Here is a 16,022-nt window from a genome sequence, read left to right as displayed (position 1 = left end):
GGGCGACGACGGATACGCCGCGGGTACTACCGGGGCACGACGCTGCCGATCCGGACGCTGCCCGTCCCGGCGACGGTGCCCCGCGCGTTGACGAGCCGGACCCGGCCGAAGAACTCGCGGCCCTCCGGAGCGGCGGCCAGCGCCGTCACCCCGCCGGTGAACGTGGCGGAGGCACCGGTGGCGAGCCGCACCGGCGCCGCGTCGCCCACGGTGACCGAGCCGAGGGCGGGCGAGAAGTACACGTCGCGGTAGTCGTACTCGGTGCTGCCCGACGGCACCGAGTAGGCGTCGACCTCGACGGTGTAGGTGCCCGGGGCGGGGTCGGACAGGGTCACCGCCTCCTCCGAGTCGCCGTCCGCGGACCGGGCGACCTCCCGGCCGTCGCGGTGGACCGTGAGGTCCAGGTCGGCGGCGGCGTCGGAGACGCCCCCGATGGAGACCGACAGCGAGGTGGCGCCCGCGGGCACCTCGACGGTGGAGACCACCGTCGCGCCCTGCGCGATGCGGGGCCGGGAGGACACGGAGGAGCCGAGCGGGCCGCCGACGAGCCTGCCCTCCAGGGCCGCGTTCCGGTTGGTCACGGTCCAGGAGGCCGCGGCCGGGACGCCCACCCGGGCCTCGGGGACGGTCACCACCTCCGGGGCGAAGTCGGCGCCGAACACCCCGACGTCCAGCGTGTAGGGGTTGTCCAGCAGCGGCGAGGTGCGCCGCGACTCGACCTCGATCTCCCAGACGCCGGGCTGCGGATCGGCGTAGGAGCGCACGTCGGGGCGGCAGCCGTTGCCGTCCAGGTGGTTGTTGTAGCAGTACGGCGTGGAGGTCCGGTCGACCGGGAGGCCGTGCGGGTGGACGGCGATGAAGCGGGTCTGGCTCCCGGCGCCCAGTCCGCCGATGGCCACCTCCAGCGTCCGCGCGCCCTCGGGGACCGTCACGAAGTACGAGCGGGTGCCGTTGCGCTGCACCGAGCCCTTCGCGGTGAAGGAGTGCCGCAGCGGCGCGGCGGCCACGACCGTGGTGAGGATCTGGCGGTCGACGCCCTCGGTGCGCGGGTCGTCCAGCTCCAGCACCGCGCTGCTCACGCCCGCCGTGCCGGGCCGGGCCTCGACCCGGACGGTGACCGGCCGGTTCAGCGGCAGCGCCACCACGTCCGGGCCGACGACGCGGAAGGTGCCGCCGGGGTCGTTCTCGAAGTGCAGCTCGTGCCGGACCGGACGGTCGGCGCCGGAGGTGCGGGTCAGCGTGATCTCGTACGTCCTGCGCTCTCCGGCCCGCAGGCCGCCCTCGCGGTCGTAGAGGCCGGTGCCGCGGCCCGGGACCTCCAGGAACCGGTCCAGGGCGGTGTCGACCGGTGCCTCCACCCGGTACGTGTGGGCGGTGGCGCCGCGCCGGACCGACCGCCAGGCGTCGACCACGTTGATCAGGCCCGCGCCCTGCTCGTGCGCCTGGGCACCCCTGACGCGGTCGGCGGTGGAGGTCAGGGCGGTGCGCAGACCGGCCGGGGTCAGCGCGATCCCGGCGCGCCGTGCGGCGGACAGCAGCAGCGCCGAGGCGCCGGTGGCCTGCGGGGCGGCCATGGAGGTGCCCTGGAGCATGGCGTATCCGGCGGGCAGGGCGTAGCCGGCCTCCGGTACCGGGCCGCCCGCCATCCAGGTCTGGATGGTGTTGACCGCCGCGCCGGGAGCCGTGAGCGTCGGTGTGAACCCGCCGTCCTCGCGCGGGCCCCGGGAGGAGAACGGCATCATCGCGTAGGCGGCGCGCACCGCGGAGCCGTAGTTGGCGGCCCAGGTCTCGCGGGAGGCGGCGGCGCCCACCGAGACGACCTTGTCGGCCAGGCCCGGGTCGCCGATGGTGTTGGTGCCGGGGCCGGAGTTGCCCCCGGAGACCACGAGCTGGACGCCGTAGGTGTCGATCAGGCGGGTGTAGAGCCTGGCCCGCGCGTTGTTGCCGTCGTTGAGGGCCGGGAGGCCGCCGATCGACATGTTGACGATGTCGACGCCGCGGTGGGCGACGAGGTCGATCATGCCCTCGGTGAGCGCGATGGTGGTGCAGCTCCCGGACCAGGTGCAGGCGCGCGAGGAGACCAGCTTCGCGCCCGGGGCCGCGCCGTTCATCCGCCCGCCGAACAGCCCGTTGGCGGCGGTGATGCCGGCCACGTGGGTGCCGTGCTCGGACTCGATGAGGCCGATGTTGACGAAGTCGGCCCGGGTGCCCGCCGCGTCGACGACGACGTCCTCGCGGATCTCCACCACGAACGGCTGGCGCTCGGCGACCTCGGTGGCCGGGTCGTCGGTGCCGAAGTACCCGGTCTGGAAGCCGTCCTTGTAGGGCTTCATCGGGACGTCGTCGGTGAAGTCGTGGTCGTTGTCGAGGTCGACGCGGACGGTGCCCGACAGCGGGTCGTAGAGCACGCCCCAGACGTCGGTGGTGTCGCCGTCCCGGTTGACGTCGCCCGCCGCGTCGCCGCCGAGGGTGGCCGACTCGCGGAAGACGTTCATCCGGTAGGACCCGGCGGGCGCGGTCCAGGTCCGCCCGCCGTAGGTGAACACCGGGCCGGAGACCCGGGTGGTCATCGGGCGCCAGGTCTCGTCGCCGTCGGCCACCGGGTCGGTCGCGGTCACCCAGTCGACGATCTTGCGCTCGCCGGTGGTGGTGCGCTGGAGCGCCGGGTGGGCCAGGTCCACACCCGAGTCGAGGATGCCGACGGTGATCCCCCGGCCGTCCGCCTCCGGGTTCTCGCGGACGAAGTCCACGGCGCCCGTCTCGAAGGACGGGTTGTACGGGTTCTCGGCGGGCGTGCCGCGGCCGGGCGCGGGATACGCGCCCCGGGCGGCGGAGGCGCCGGCTCCCCCGCCCCGGGCGGCGCCGTCCGGGCGGCCGTCCTCCAGCGGGATCTCGTCGCGCAGGTCGATCCCCTGCACGGAGGAGAGCTTCGCGGCGGCGGCGATCACCGCGTCCGCCCGGCCGGTGGGCACCGTGGCGCGCACATAGCCGAGCCGGTCGTGGGTGCGGCCCACGGTGGCCCCCTCGACCGCGTCGAGCTGCGCGGTGACCTGACCGGTGCGGCCGGGCTCGGTGGCGATCATCATCGTCACCGTCCGCGCGCCCTCGGCACGCGCCTCGGCGAGCAGGTCCGCGTCGTGGGCGCCGAGCTTGTCGGGGGCGGGCTTGACGGCGGCGCCGGCGGGCGGCGGCGCCGGTGGTGCCGCCGGTCCGTCGGCGGCCAGGGCCGCGGGTATCGGTCCGGCCGCGCAGAGCGCGGCGGCGAGCCCCGCGGCCAGGACGGCCCGGGCGGCGCGCCCGGTGCCGGGCACCGGTCCGCGCTGGGGGGTGTGGGTCATCGGCATCCCTTGTCGAGGAGGGAACGGGAAGGGGCGGGAACGCGTGGGAACGGGCGGGACGAGGGGACCGGACGGCACGGCGTACCCGGACCGGCCGGCCCCGGCACGCCCGGAAGATGTTCCGGGCGACCGTCAGCCTTACCCAACGGTTCACCGGTTGGGGGTAGTTGTCCTGGACCGGATGGACCATGGCGCACTTCCGCCATACGCCAACGGGGGCACAGGGGGCGAGCCGCGACATTCCGCCGGCCTCTGCCCGTCCGGCCGCGCGCCGGGTTACCGTCCCCGGGTGCGCCGGAGACTCAGGGTGGCGGCCTACGCCGTGTGCGTCCGTGACGGCAGGGTGCTCCTCGCCCGCTCCCCGGTCCCGGACGGGGAGCCCGAATGGGTGCTGCCGGGCGGCGGCGCCGACCACGGTGAGGATCCCCTCGACACCGTCGTGCGCGAGGTCGCCGAGGAGACCGGCTACCGCGCCGAGCCCACCGCCCTGCTCGGGGTCGACTCGCTGCGGCTGACCAGGCCCGCCCGCTTCCGGCCGGCCGGCCCCTTCGGGCTGCGGGGCCGCCGCCGGGTGGACCACCACGGCGTGCGGATCGTCTACGAGGCGAGGATCACCGGCGGCGCGCTCCGGCCCGAGACCGGCGGCTCCACCGACCTGGCCGCGTGGCACGACCTGGCCGCCGTCCCCGCGCTGACCCGCGTCCCGCTGGTCGACACCGGGCTGCGGCTCTGGCGCGAGCGCCCCGCCACGGGCCGGGTCGCACGCCCCGGGGCGCACGACGACCGGAACACGCCCAACCACCCCGAAGGGTGACAACCTTCCCCGCGGCGGCGGGGTCCCTCCTCCCGACCGCACTCCACCACGCACAGCTTGGGGGAAGAGATGACAGCACGCGCACGCGCCCTCCTGGTGACGGCCACCGTCGTGGCCCTGTCCGCCGGAGCGGCCCTGCCCGCGTCGGCCGCGCCCGGGACCGGCGCTGCCGCCGCTCCCGCCGGTCACGGCACGGCCCGCGGCGGCCACGACGCCACCCGCGCCGCCCTGCGGGCCGCCGTCGCCGACGGCGTCCCCGGTGTCACCGCGACCGCCCGCGACGCCCGCGGCACCTGGAGCGGCACCGCCGGGGTGGGCGACCTCCGCACCGGCGCGCCCCGCTCGGCGGACGACCGCTACCGGGTCGGCAGCATCACCAAGACCTTCGTCGCCACCGTCCTGCTCCAGCTGGAGGCCGAGGGCCGCCTCTCCCTGGACGACACCGTCGACTCCTGGCTGCCCGGCCTGGTCCGGGGCAACGGCCACGACGGCCGCCGGATCACCCTGCGCCGGCTCCTCAACCACACCAGCGGCATCTACAGCTACACCTCCGACGAGGGCTTCGTCCGCGACTACTTCCTGGCCGAGGGCTTCCTCGCCCACCGCTTCGACCCGGTGGCGCCCCGGGACCTCGTCCGCATCGCCATGGCCCACCGGCCGGACTTCGCGCCCGGCACCGGCTGGAACTACTCCAACACCAACTACGTCCTGGCCGGCCTCGTCGTGGAGAAGGCCACCGGCCGCCCCTACGGCGAGGAGGTGCGCCGCAGAATCATCGCGCCGCTCGGGCTCCGCGCCACCTCCGTCCCCGGCGACCGGACCGGCGTGCCCGCGCCCGGCGGCCGGGCCTACTCCCGGTTCGCCGAGCCGCTGACCGGCCCTACCTACGACGTCACCCGGCTCAACCCGGCGATCGCCTTCTCCGCCGGGGAGGTGATCTCCGACTCCGCCGACCTCGGCCGCTTCTACACCGCCCTGCTGCGCGGCCGGCTGCTGCCCCGCGAGCAGCTGGCCGAGATGACCACGACGGTGCCGGTCGCCCCGGGCACCGGCTACGGGCTGGGGCTGATGCGGCGCGACCTCGGCTGCGGGGTCACCGTCTGGGGCCACAACGGCGGCATCCACGGCTCCGCCTCCGAGGCGGTCGCCACCCGGGACGGGCGCCACACCCTGGCCTTCAACTTCAACGGCGACTGGGCGGGCGACGGAGGCGCCGTGATCAAGGCGGAGTTCTGCGACAAGTAGCCGCCGGGGAGGGCCGCCGGGGGAGCGCTGCCGGGGGAGGGGCCACGGCGCCGCCCCGGCGGCCCGATCCGGAGCGGCCTTCCTCCCCCTCCCCGAGGCGCCTCCCCGGGAACTCCTTCCCGCCGTGCCCGCCGTGCCCGCCGCGCCTGCCGTTCCCGCCGTGCCTGCCGTGCTACCGGGGCAGCACCACGAGGTGCTCGGCCGGTTCCCGGTCGCCCGCCGCCATCAGCGCCGTGCGGACCACCGCCGCCTGGTGCTCCGCGCAGTCCCGCAGCCCGCGCGGGGAGAGCCGCACCACGATGACGCCCAGCCCCTCCAGGCGCTCCCGCTCACGGGCCCGCCCCCCGCCCGTCGCACCGTCACCGCCGCGGGCGCCGCCGGGGTCCAGGACCACCGCCACCCCCTGCTCGGGCCAGAAGGCGTCCGCGCCGCCGACCAGGGGGCCGTCCGGCAGCCGCAGGGCGACGTCCCACACCGGGTCCGGGAGCCGGTGCTCGCGCACCATCCGGTACAGCCGATCCTCCGCCGTCGCCCGCCCCTCGGCCACCAGCGACTCCACCGCGTCCACCACGTGCGGCCGGTCCAGCAGCCGCGCCCGGCTCAACTCCCGCACCACCGCCGCCGCCTCGCAGTGCCCGTCCCGCACCGCCTCGGTCAGCAGCCCGCGCACCGTGCCCGCGTCGGAGGGGCCCGCCACCGCGTCGGCCAGGGCCCGCGCCACCGGAGCCACCGGCAGTCCGTCGATCCGCTCGGCGGTCGGCAGCGCCGCCGTGCGCACGACCCGCGCCCACCCCACCGACCGCAGCCGCCGCAGCAGCGGGACCAGGACGTCGACGCGCTCCAGCGCCGCCGCCGGGGGAGTGCCCGCGAAGCCGTGCAGCGTCAGCGCCGCCGCCCCGGTGATGACCGCCTCCGTGTAGACGGGTGCCGCCCCCGCGCCGAGGGGCTGCGCGGGAACCCCCGGGGTGCCGTCCGCCGTCCGCTCGCGCGCCGCGTACATCAGGACCGCCCGCAGGCGCTCCTCGGCGGTCGGTGGTCCCGGGTGGAGCAGCACCACGCCGGGCAGGAGCCGTGACCAGGGCCCGCCGGGGCGGCACCGCTCGGCGGTCTCGGCGGCCGGGACGCCGTGCGCCCGCAACTGGGCGGCCGTCAGCAGCCGCCGTCCGTCGGCGAGGTGGTGGAGGGGGCGGGGGGAGAGGGGGGTGTCGTACGTCATGACCCGGAATCTCCCGCACCCCGCCCGCCGCCGAACCGCTGTTACACAAGTGGCACCGAACCAGGACGGAACGCCCTTCGGGGACGGGTGTTCGGTTGCCCGTCGCCCCTGGTCCGGGCGGGTGCGGACGGGAGGTTACGGCCTCGGCCGCGCCGGTCCTGTCACAACCCGCGAACCCGCCCCGCGGCCCGGCGCAACGTTCCTGCCGTGGGCCGTGGGCCGTGGGCCGTGGGCCGTGGACGCGGGGCGCGGGGCGACAGGGGCGAGCCCAGGGGGCGAGAGGGGTGAGGCATGAGCCGTGAGGCGAGAGCGATGAGCCGTGAGCGGCGCCGGTGCGGTCCGGCGCGCGGTCGGCGCGGCCACCCGGCGGCCGGGCGCCGTCGCGCGCGGACGGCGCCCGGCGGGCGGGGGCACCGTCCGCCGGGCCCCGCCCGCCGGTCCGCCGGTCAGTCCCCGGTGGCCGCCGCGTCGCACGCCTGCCCGCGCAGGGCGCGCGCCAGGTCGTCGCGGGCCTCCAGCACCAGCCGCCGCAGCGCCGGGGCCGCGTCCTCGTGCGCCGCCAGCCACGCGTCGGTCGCGGCGAGGGTCTCCGGCGTGTCCCGCAGCGCCGGGAAGAGGCCGCGCACCACGTCCATGCCGATCTGGATGGACCGCTCCTCCCAGACCCGCTCGACGGCCGCGAAGTACCTCTCCGCGTACGGCGCGAGCAGCTCCCGCTGCGAGGGCTGCGCGAAGCCGTCGATGGTGGCCTCCACCAGGGCGTTCGACAGCTCGTCGGACTCCACCACGGCCTCCCACGCCCGCGCCTTGACCTCCGCCGAGGGGCGGGCGGCCAGGCAGCGCACCTGGTGGCGCCTGCCGGACGCGGTGTCGTCGCGGGCCAGTTCGGCGGCGAGCGCCTCCTCGTCGGCCCGGCCGTGGGCGGCCAGCGGCGTCAGGAACGCCCAGCGGACCTCCTGGTCCACCTCCAGGCCGTCGATCTTCTCGGTGCCGTCCAGCAGCTCGCGCAGCAGCCGCAGCGCGTCGCCGCCGGAGGCCGTCGCCGCGAAGAACCGCGCCCAGGCGAGCTGGTGCTCGCTGCCCGGCTCCGCGCTCCGCAGCTCCCGCAGCGCGCCCTCGGACAGCAGCCGCCCGCACTCCTCGCGCCGCTCCGGCGCCGTGTACTGCACCAGCGCCGAGTCCGCCCAGGAGTGCAGCATCTGGAGCACTCCGATGTCCGTCTCCCGGCCCGCGAAGCGCAGCACCAGGGCCACGAACTCCCGGGCCGGCAGCAGCGCGTCCCGGGTCAGGTTCCAAAGGGCCGACCAGCACAGGGCGCGGGCCAGCGGGTCGGTCAGGGCGCCCAGGTGCTCGCGCAGGGTGGCCAGCGAGGTGGCGTCGAAGCGGATCTTGCAGTACGTCAGATCGTCGTCGTTGACCAGCACCAGCTCCGGCGCCTCGGCACCGGCCAGCTCGGACACCACGGTGCGCGGCCCGTCGACGTCCGCCTCGGCGCGGGCGTACCGCTCCAGCGTGCCCCGCGGGGTGCGCCGGTACAGGCCCACCGCCACCCGGTGCGGGCGCAGTTCGGGGTGGGACTCGGCGGCCTCCTGCACCACGGCCAGCTCGTCGACGGTGCCCTCGGCGGTCAGCAGCACCTGCGGCGTCAGCGAGTCGACCCCGGCCGTCTGGAGCCAGGAGCGCGACCAGGCGGCCATGTCCCGCCCGCTGGTCTCCTCCAGGACCGACAGCAGGTCGCCCAGGCGGGTGTTGCCGTAGGCGTGCCGCTTGAAGTAGCGCCGGGCCCCCTCCAGGAACGCGTCCTGGCCGACGTAGGCCACCAGCTGCTTGAGCACGGAGGCGCCCTTGGCGTAGGTGATGCCGTCGAAGTTGAGCTTGGCGTCCTGGAGGTCGCGGATGTCGGCGGTGACCGGGTGCGTGGAGGGGAGCTGGTCCGCCCGGTAGGCCCACGCCTTGCGGCGGTTGGCGAAGGTGATCCAGCCGTCGGTGAAGCGGGTCGCCCCGACCAGCGAGAAGGTGCCCATGAAGTCCGCGAAGGACTCCTTGAGCCAGAGGTCGTCCCACCACTCCATGGTGACCAGGTCGCCGAACCACATGTGCGCCATCTCGTGCAGGATCGTGGTGGCGCGCGCCTCGTAGGACGCCCGGGTCACCTTGCCGCGGAAGATGTACTCCTCGCGGAAGGTCACCATCCCCGGGTTCTCCATCGCCCCGAGGTTGTACTCGGGCACGAAGGCCTGGTCGTACTTCCCGAAGGGGTAGGGGTAGTCGAAGTGGTCGTGGAAGAAGTCCAGCCCCTGCTTGGTGACGAGGAAGACGTCGTCGGCGTCGAAGTGCGGCGCGAGGCCCTTGCGGCACATGGCGCCCAGCGGGATCTCCAGGCGCGTGCCGTCGGGCAGGGTCCGCTCGTAGGAGTCGGTCACGTAGTGGTACGGCCCGGCCACCACGCAGGTGATGTACGTGGAGATCGGCTCGGTCTCGGCGAACCGCCAGACGCCGTCGGCGCGTTCGCCCGCGCCGTTGCTCCACACCGTCCACTCCTCGGGCGCCCGCACCTCGAAGCGATAGGGGGCCTTGAGGTCCGGCTGCTCGAAGTTGGCGTACACCCGCCGCGCGTCGGCCGGCTCGTACTGGGTGTACAGGTACACCTCGCCGTCCTCCGGGTCCACGAACCGGTGCAGGCCCTCGCCGGTGCGGGAGTACGCGCACCGGGCGTCGACCACCAGTTCGTTGTCGGCGGCCAGGTCCTCCAGGAGGACGCGGGTGCCGTCGAAGACCTCGCCCGGGTCGAGGTCGCGGCCGTTGAGCGAGACGGCGGTGACGGACGGGGCGATCAGGTCGGCGAAGCTGCTCGCCCCGGGCTCGGCGCAGCGGAAGCGCACCGTGGTGACGGACCGGAAGGTGCGCGGGCCGTCCCCCTCCGGGGCCCCCAGGGCCGACCGCACGTCGAGGGACACCTCGTACCCGTCGACGGACAGCAGTGCGGCCCGCTCGCGGGCCTCGTCGCGGGACAGATTCTCACCGGGCACGGGCGGCACTCCCTCGTGTCGTGTCTCTCTTCGGGCCGGTCGGGTTCGACCGCGGGGCGGATCGGCGGGCGGAGCGGTGGGGCGTGGCCGGTCCGGTGGTGCGGGGCCGCTCCGCGCGGACCGCCGGTGTTCAGTATGCGGACAGCCGAGTCCGATCCTGCCATGTCCCCCCGCGCCCCGGCAGACCGGGAATGCCCCGGCGGACGGTCGCGTTGCGGCGAGGGAACGCTCGCACGCGCATCCCGAGGAGAGACATGCCGGCCAAGACCCCCGTCGACTTCTGGTTCGATCCGCTGTGCCCCTGGGCCTGGATGACCTCGCGCTGGGTGCTGGAGGTGGAGAAGGTGCGCGACATCCAGGTCCGCTGGCACCTGATGAGCCTGGCCGTGCTCAACGAGGACAAGCTCGACGACCTGCCGGAGGAGTACCGCGAACTCCTGGAGACCAAGGCGTGGGGCCCGGTCCGCGTCGTCATCGCCGCCCAGGAGGAGCACGGCGCCGAGGTGCTCGGGGACCTCTACACCGCGCTCGGCACCCGCATCCACAACCAGGAGGCCGGGCCGGAGCGGGAGACGGTGGCCGCGGCCCTCAAGGACGTCGGCCTGCCCGAGTCCCTGATGGAGCACTGGGACGGCACCCCGTACGAGCCGCAGCTGCGCGCCTCCCACCAGGAGGGCATCGACAAGGTGGGCCAGGAGGTCGGCACCCCGGTGATCGCCGTCCCCGGCGCCGACGGCGGCCAGATCGCCTTCTTCGGCCCGGTCGTCACCCCCGCGCCGAAGGGCGAGGACGCGGCCCGCCTGTGGGACGGCACCCTGGCGGTCGCCTCCGTCCCCGGCTTCTACGAGATCAAGCGGACCCGCACCAAGGGCCCGGACTTCAGCAACCTGTAGCCGGGCCCGGATCGGTGTCCGGGCCCGGACCGACCGGTGTCCCGGCCCGCATCCGTTCCGGGCGCGGGTCCGCGCCGCGCACGGGGAAGCCCCCGCGAGTCACGTCCTCGCGGGGGCTTCCGTTTTCCTCCGCCCGCCGCCGTGAAGGGTGAGAAGACGATCACGAGGCGGGACGACCGGGGCAGGCGTCAGGGCGCCAGCAGCAGCACGTCGGTCCGGGACTTCGCCGCCGCGTAACGGCGGGCCACGTCCTGCCAGTTCACGACGCGCCACATGGCCTCGACGAAGTCCACCTTCTGGTTGCGGTACTGGAGGTAGAAGGCGTGCTCCCAGGCGTCGAAGACCAGCAGGGGGACCGCCCCCTGGCCGACGTTGCCCTGGTGGTCGTAGACCTGCTCGACGATCAGCCGGCCGCTCAGCGGCTCGTACGCCAGCACGCCCCAGCCGGAGCCCTGTGTGGTGGCGGCGGCCTTGGAGAGGTGGGCCCGGAACGCCGCGAAGGAGCCGAAGTACTCGGTGATCGCGTCGGCCAGCTCGCCCACGCCGTCCTTCTCCAGCGGCTCCCCGCCGCCGTCGCCTGTCATGTTCCGCCAGTAGATGGAGTGCAGGATGTGGCCGGACAGATGGAAGGCCAGGCTCTTCTCCAGGCCGTTGACCGATCCCCAGGACTCCTTGTCCCGTGCCTCCGCGAGCTGCTCCAGCGTGTCGTTGGCGCCCTTCACATAGGCCGCGTGGTGCTTGTCGTGGTGCAGCTCGATGATCTCGGGACTGATCACGGGAGCCAGCGCGGAGTAGTCGTACGGCAGTTCGGGAAGCGTGTAGACGGGCATGGCGGAATCCTCCGGACCCTCTTATTGCAAAAGACTTGCAAGTGCACGCTAGCAGCAATACGGCGGCGGGGAGCGGGAAGCCGTGCGGACGGTCCGCGCCGCGCCGGGGCGCCATGTGCGGGATGGGCGGAGGGTTTTGGTGACTTCCCACAAGTCGGTGCGGCCCCCTCCGTCCCGCTCCCGCCGTGGTGCATGCCTCCTCACCTCAGTGACCGGCGTCACGCCCGGGGAGGTGTGGAGCGCGGCCTTTGTCGGGAACCCACCAACGGTTCGATCGGGCCTTTGTCGAACGCTGCTCCTGTCCGGCCCCGGCGGGCTGGGATAGCGTCGCCGTGTCCCGACATGTCCCCGGTTTCCAGCGGAGTTCCCATGAGCAGCGCAGTCGTCCCCGTCCGTTCCGGGCAGGTCCTCGCCGACCTCATCCCCTCCTCCCGAGTGCGGGACGTCGCGCTCGTCGTCGGCGGTGCGGCGCTCACCGGCGTCGCGGCCCAGATCGCGGTGCCCGTGCCCGGCTCCCCCGTGCCGGTGACCGGCCAGACCTTCGCGGCCCTGTTCGTCGGCACGGCCCTCGGCGCCGGGCGCGGCCTGCTCGCCCTCGTCGTCTACGCGCTCGCCGGTCTCGCCGGGACCCCGTGGTTCGCCAACGGCTCCTCCGGCCTCACCGTCTCCTTCGGCTACGTCCTCGGCATGCTCCTCGCCGCCACTGTCGTCGGCGCCCTGGCCCGCCGCGGGGCCGACCGCTCGATGTGGCGCACGGCCGGCACGATGCTGCTGGGCGAGGCGGTCATCTACGCCATCGGCGTCCCGTACCTGGCCGCCTCCGCCGGGATGTCCCTCACCGCGGCCGTCGCGGCCGGGCTCACCCCCTTCCTGATCGGCGACGCGGTCAAGGCCGCCCTGGCGATGGGCCTGCTGCCGAGTGCCTGGAAGCTCGTCGGCAGGCGCTGACCGCCCGCCGTCCGCACCGGCCCGGCCACCGCGCCGGACGACGCCCCCGGGGTCCCTTCCCCGGGGGCGTTTCCCGTGCTCCCGGGCGGCCGGCCGAGGGTCACCCGGCCGCACCCGGCCGGGCACATGTCACACTCGACGCATGCGCGTGTATCTCGGCTCCGACCATGCGGGCTTCGAACTCAAGAACCACCTCGTCGAGTGGCTGAAGGAGGCGGGCCACGAGCCCGTCGACTGCGGCCCGCACATCTACGACGCCCAGGACGACTACCCCCCCTTCTGCCTCCGTGCCGCCGAGCGGACGGCCGCGGACCCCGACGCCCTCGGCATCGTGATCGGCGGCTCCGGCAACGGCGAGCAGATCGCGGCGAACAAGGTGAAGGGCGTCCGGGCGGCCCTCGCCTGGAGCGAGGAGACCGCGGCCCTCGGCCGCCAGCACAACAACGCCAACGTCGTCGCCGTCGGCGCCCGCATGCACACCGAGGAGGAGGCCACGGCATTCGTCGGGACCTTCCTCGCCACCCCGTTCTCGGGTGACGAGCGCCACATCCGGCGCATCGACATGCTCTCCGAGTACGAGACGTCCGGCACGCTCCCGGCCATCCCCCCGCACCACCCCAACGCCTGACCCGACCGCTCCCGGCCCGGGGCCCCCGCCCCGGGCCGCCGGTGCCCCGGGCGGGAGGCGGGAGGAAGACGGTCCGCCCAGGACGGCGGGGCGGGCCGAGGAAAGGAAGAGAGCGACCGTGCCAGAAGGGCATACGATCCACCGCCTGGCCCAGGACTACGCCGCGGCGTTCGCCGGCACGGAGGTCCGGGTCACCAGCCCCCAGGGCAAGTTCAGCGACGCCGCGGACCTGCTCACCGGCGGCCGGCTCACCCGCACCGACGCCCACGGCAAGCACCTCTTCCTCGGCTTCGGCCCGGCGGGCCACCCCCTCCCGGCCGAGTCCATACCGGCGCGCCCCGCCGCCCCCGGCCCTGCGGCGGCCCCGGCGCCCGCCGCCCGGGACCACGGCGACCCGGACCACGACGACACCGCCCCCTCGGGCTGGGTCCACATCCACCTCGGCCTCTTCGGCAAGGTCGGCTTCGGCCCGGTCCCCGCGCCGCCGCCTACCGACACCGTCCGCCTCCGCCTGGTGAACGACACCGCCCACGTCGACCTCCGGGGCCCCACCACCTGCGCCCTGATCACCGCCCCCGAGAAGCGCGCGGTCCACGACCGCCTCGGCCCCGACCCGCTGCGCGACGACGCCGACCCCGGCGCCGCCCACCGCCGGATCTCCCGCAGCCGCACCCCCGTCGCCGCCCTCCTCATGGACCAGACGGTCATCGCGGGCGTCGGCAACGTCTACCGCGCCGAGGTCCTCTTCCGGCACGGCATCGACCCGTACCGCCCCGGCCGGGACATCACCCCCGCCGAGTGGGACGCCCTCTGGGGCGACCTCGTGGACCTCATGCGCGAGGGCGTCCGCGCCAACCGCATCGACACCGTCCGCCCCGAGCACACCCCCGAGGCCATGGGCCGCCCGCCCCGCGTCGACGACCACGGCGGCGAGGTCTACGTCTACCGCCGGGCCCAGCTCCCCTGCCTGCTCTGCGGCACCCCCGTCCGCACCGCCGGCCTCGCCGCCCGCAACCTCTTCTGGTGTCCCGCCTGCCAGCAGAGGTGAACCACCGCGAACGCGGCACGACGGCCGAACGTGAAGTTGACCGTGCAGTCCGGCCCCGGACGGGGGACAAGTGACACCTCCCGTACCGTGCGGCCGGTCCGATGGATAGGGTCCCCAACTGATGGCAGCAGGACGAGAACGGCGCGCGGCGGCCGACACGTTCCCGGCCCGGTGGAAGAAGCAGTGGCACCGGGCCCGCGTCGGCGTGCGCCGGGCCGCCGTGGACTACTTCCGCGGCAACGGCTCCGACTGGGTCGCCCTGACCGGTCTGCTGCTGATGATCCCCGTGATCGCGGTCAGCACCATGGCCAACCCCGTCTGGTGCTCGCCCAGCGCCCTGGTGCTGCCCATCGTCGCCGGGGGGCTGCTGCTGCGCCCCGCGAGCCTGCTCGGCCTGTACGCGGCGGCGGCCACCGCGCTCATCGTCGAGTCGGTCCGCCTCGGCCCCTACACCGAGGGCCCCGCCCGGGTCACCCCGGGCGTCGTGCTGGTCGTCGCCGCCTGCGGCTTCTTCGGGCTGCTGGTCGCCCAGTTCCGCAGCCGGGTCGGCGTGCCCTGGCGGCGCGGCGGCACCATGCTCTTCGACCTGCGCGAACGCATCCGCGTCCAGAGCGAGTTGCCGCCACTGCCGACCGGCTGGCACCGGGAGATGGCCCTGCGCCCGGCCGGCGGCCAGTCCTTCTCCGGTGACTTCGTGGTCGCGGCCCGCACCAACGGGGGCCGCACCCTGGAGGTCGTCCTCACCGACGTGTCCGGCAAGGGCATGGACGCGGGCTCCCGCGCCCTGCTGCTGTCCGGCGCCTTCGGCGGACTGCTCGGCAGCCTGCCCCCGCACGCCTTCCTGCCCGCCGCCAACGGCTATCTGCTCCGCCAGGACTGGGACGAGGGCTTCGCCACCTCCATCCACCTCGTCCTCGATCTCGACTCCGGCGACTACGAGTTGTACTCCGCGGGCCACCCGCCGGGCCTCCAGCTCAGCGCCGGCACCGGCCGCTGGGAGGAGAAGGCCGCGGAGGGCCCGCTGCTCGGGGTGTACGACGGCGCCCAGTTCGACCCGGTGAAGGGCTCGCTGCGCCCCGGCGACGTCCTGATGCTCTTCACCGACGGCCTGGTGGAGACCTCCGAGCGGGACATCGCCGAGGGCATCGACCGTCTCACCGGCGAGGCCGACCGCTATGTCGCCGGCGGCTTCCACGGCGCCGCCTGGCACCTGATCGAGGCGGTCGCCAAGGACGTCAACGACGACCGGGCGCTGCTGCTGATCTCCCGCGAGGGCGCCACCGCCCAGGCGCTCGCCGCCCGCGGGGACTGACGCCCGCCCGGCCGCCGGGCACACTGGGGGCATGCCCGACACCCCACGACTCACCCCGCGCGAGGTGGCGGCCACCGCCCGCGCCGCCCACGCCGAACAGACGGACAAGGCCGGACGGCCCTACGCCGAGCACCTGGCGGCCGTCGCGGACGGCGTGCGGCGCCGCGGCGGGGACGACGACCAGATCGCGGCGGCCTGGCTGCACGACGCCGTGGAGGACGGCGCCCTGTCCGAGGAGTGGCTGCGCGGGGCGGCGCTGAGCGGCCGGACCAAGGACATCGTCCTGGCCGTCACCAAGCGGGCCGGGGAGCCGCCCGAGGCGTACGCGGCCCGGGTGCTCGCCACACCGGGCGCGCTGCTCGTCAAGGAGGCGGACCTGGCGCACAACGCCGACCCGGCCCGCCTCGCCGCCCTGGACCCGGCCACCCGGCTCCGGCTGACCGCGAAGTACGCCCGCATGCGCGCCCTGCTGGGCCTGGCCGCAGAGGCGCTGCCGGACCCGGGGGAGACCGGGGGAGCGCCGCTGCCGCCGTCCTGACGCGCCCGGCGCGGACGCCGACCCGACCCGGGCCCGGCGTACGGCTCGGGCCCGGCGTACGGCTCGGGCGGGCGGTCCCGGCGGGGCGGCCCGGAGACACCCGGTGAGCCCCGGCCCCCGGACGCGGAACGGCCCGGCCCCGGCCCACCGGCCGGACCCGGGCCGTTCCGGGCACGGCGGGCG

The 16,022-nt window shown here is 75.3% G+C and carries 12 protein-coding genes; 8 read left to right on the top strand and 4 right to left on the bottom strand.

The window, feature by feature from the left end; genetic code table 11:
* Nucleotides 1-26: 26 nt before the first annotated feature.
* Nucleotides 27-3,338, bottom strand: coding sequence for a S8 family serine peptidase (locus tag ACZ7LB_RS06295; protein ID WP_471465651.1), 3,312 nt, complete (start codon nt 3,336-3,338; stop codon nt 27-29).
* 289 nt (nt 3,339-3,627) lie between these two features.
* Between ACZ7LB_RS06295 and ACZ7LB_RS06290 the strand changes: the two genes are divergently transcribed.
* Complete coding sequence (locus tag ACZ7LB_RS06290) at nt 3,628-4,152, top strand: NUDIX hydrolase (RefSeq protein ID WP_471465650.1); 525 nt, start codon at nt 3,628-3,630, stop codon at nt 4,150-4,152.
* Nucleotides 4,153-4,221: 69 nt separating this feature from the next.
* Nucleotides 4,222-5,397, top strand: coding sequence for a serine hydrolase domain-containing protein (locus ACZ7LB_RS06285; protein WP_471465649.1), 1,176 nt, complete (start codon nt 4,222-4,224; stop codon nt 5,395-5,397).
* A gap of 172 nt (nt 5,398-5,569) precedes the next feature.
* On the opposite strand, the gene ACZ7LB_RS06280 is transcribed toward ACZ7LB_RS06285, so the two are convergent.
* Both ACZ7LB_RS06280 and pepN read right to left on the bottom strand, forming a co-directional pair.
* Complete coding sequence (locus ACZ7LB_RS06280) at nt 5,570-6,613, bottom strand: hypothetical protein (RefSeq protein WP_471465648.1); 1,044 nt, start codon at nt 6,611-6,613, stop codon at nt 5,570-5,572.
* A 446-nt stretch (nt 6,614-7,059) separates the two neighbouring features.
* Nucleotides 7,060-9,642 carry an aminopeptidase N gene (gene pepN / locus ACZ7LB_RS06275; RefSeq protein WP_471465647.1) on the bottom strand — a complete coding sequence of 861 codons (2,583 nt, stop codon included), beginning with the start codon at nt 9,640-9,642 and terminating at the stop codon, nt 7,060-7,062.
* 254 nt (nt 9,643-9,896) lie between these two features.
* Between pepN and ACZ7LB_RS06270 the strand changes: the two genes are divergently transcribed.
* Nucleotides 9,897-10,535: a mycothiol-dependent nitroreductase Rv2466c family protein gene (locus ACZ7LB_RS06270; protein WP_471465646.1), complete on the top strand. Its 639-nt coding sequence runs from the start codon at nt 9,897-9,899 to the stop codon at nt 10,533-10,535.
* Nucleotides 10,536-10,723: 188 nt separating this feature from the next.
* On the opposite strand, the gene ACZ7LB_RS06265 is transcribed toward ACZ7LB_RS06270, so the two are convergent.
* Nucleotides 10,724-11,365 (bottom strand): superoxide dismutase, encoded by a 642-nt coding sequence (locus tag ACZ7LB_RS06265; RefSeq protein WP_471465645.1) that lies wholly within the window; start codon nt 11,363-11,365, stop codon nt 10,724-10,726.
* Nucleotides 11,366-11,734: 369 nt separating this feature from the next.
* Between ACZ7LB_RS06265 and ACZ7LB_RS06260 the strand changes: the two genes are divergently transcribed.
* From ACZ7LB_RS06260 to ACZ7LB_RS06240, 5 genes are all read left to right on the top strand, one after another.
* Complete coding sequence (locus ACZ7LB_RS06260; RefSeq protein ID WP_471465644.1) at nt 11,735-12,313, top strand: biotin transporter BioY; 579 nt, start codon at nt 11,735-11,737, stop codon at nt 12,311-12,313.
* Nucleotides 12,314-12,455: 142 nt separating this feature from the next.
* Nucleotides 12,456-12,941: a ribose-5-phosphate isomerase gene (locus tag ACZ7LB_RS06255; RefSeq protein ID WP_265293756.1), complete on the top strand. Its 486-nt coding sequence runs from the start codon at nt 12,456-12,458 to the stop codon at nt 12,939-12,941.
* 118 nt (nt 12,942-13,059) lie between these two features.
* Nucleotides 13,060-13,989 (top strand): Fpg/Nei family DNA glycosylase, encoded by a 930-nt coding sequence (locus ACZ7LB_RS06250; protein WP_471465643.1) that lies wholly within the window; start codon nt 13,060-13,062, stop codon nt 13,987-13,989.
* A gap of 121 nt (nt 13,990-14,110) precedes the next feature.
* Complete coding sequence (locus tag ACZ7LB_RS06245) at nt 14,111-15,301, top strand: SpoIIE family protein phosphatase (protein ID WP_471465642.1); 1,191 nt, start codon at nt 14,111-14,113, stop codon at nt 15,299-15,301.
* Nucleotides 15,302-15,332: 31 nt separating this feature from the next.
* Nucleotides 15,333-15,839 (top strand): HD domain-containing protein, encoded by a 507-nt coding sequence (locus ACZ7LB_RS06240; protein WP_471465641.1) that lies wholly within the window; start codon nt 15,333-15,335, stop codon nt 15,837-15,839.
* Nucleotides 15,840-16,022: the final 183 nt, after the last annotated feature.

It is taken from the genome of Streptomyces sp. NPDC107521 (assembly GCF_055598485.1).
Note: the sequence above shows the minus strand (reverse complement) of the source record. Positions and strands in the feature narration are given on the sequence as shown.

Bases quoted from the DNA above. Each gene is read 5' to 3' on its own strand.
- ACZ7LB_RS06295 (WP_471465651.1), bottom strand. From the start codon at position 3,338: ATGACCCACACCCCCCAGCGCGGACCGGTGCCCGGCACCGGGCGCGCC.
- ACZ7LB_RS06285 (WP_471465649.1), top strand. From the start codon at position 4,222: ATGACAGCACGCGCACGCGCCCTCCTGGTGACGGCCACCGTCGTGGCC.
- ACZ7LB_RS06280 (WP_471465648.1), bottom strand. From the start codon at position 6,613: ATGACGTACGACACCCCCCTCTCCCCCCGCCCCCTCCACCACCTCGCC.
- ACZ7LB_RS06270 (WP_471465646.1), top strand. From the start codon at position 9,897: ATGCCGGCCAAGACCCCCGTCGACTTCTGGTTCGATCCGCTGTGCCCC.
- ACZ7LB_RS06265 (WP_471465645.1), bottom strand. From the start codon at position 11,365: ATGCCCGTCTACACGCTTCCCGAACTGCCGTACGACTACTCCGCGCTG.
- ACZ7LB_RS06260 (WP_471465644.1), top strand. From the start codon at position 11,735: ATGAGCAGCGCAGTCGTCCCCGTCCGTTCCGGGCAGGTCCTCGCCGAC.
- ACZ7LB_RS06255 (WP_265293756.1), top strand. From the start codon at position 12,456: ATGCGCGTGTATCTCGGCTCCGACCATGCGGGCTTCGAACTCAAGAAC.
- ACZ7LB_RS06245 (WP_471465642.1), top strand. From the start codon at position 14,111: ATGGCAGCAGGACGAGAACGGCGCGCGGCGGCCGACACGTTCCCGGCC.
- ACZ7LB_RS06240 (WP_471465641.1), top strand. From the start codon at position 15,333: ATGCCCGACACCCCACGACTCACCCCGCGCGAGGTGGCGGCCACCGCC.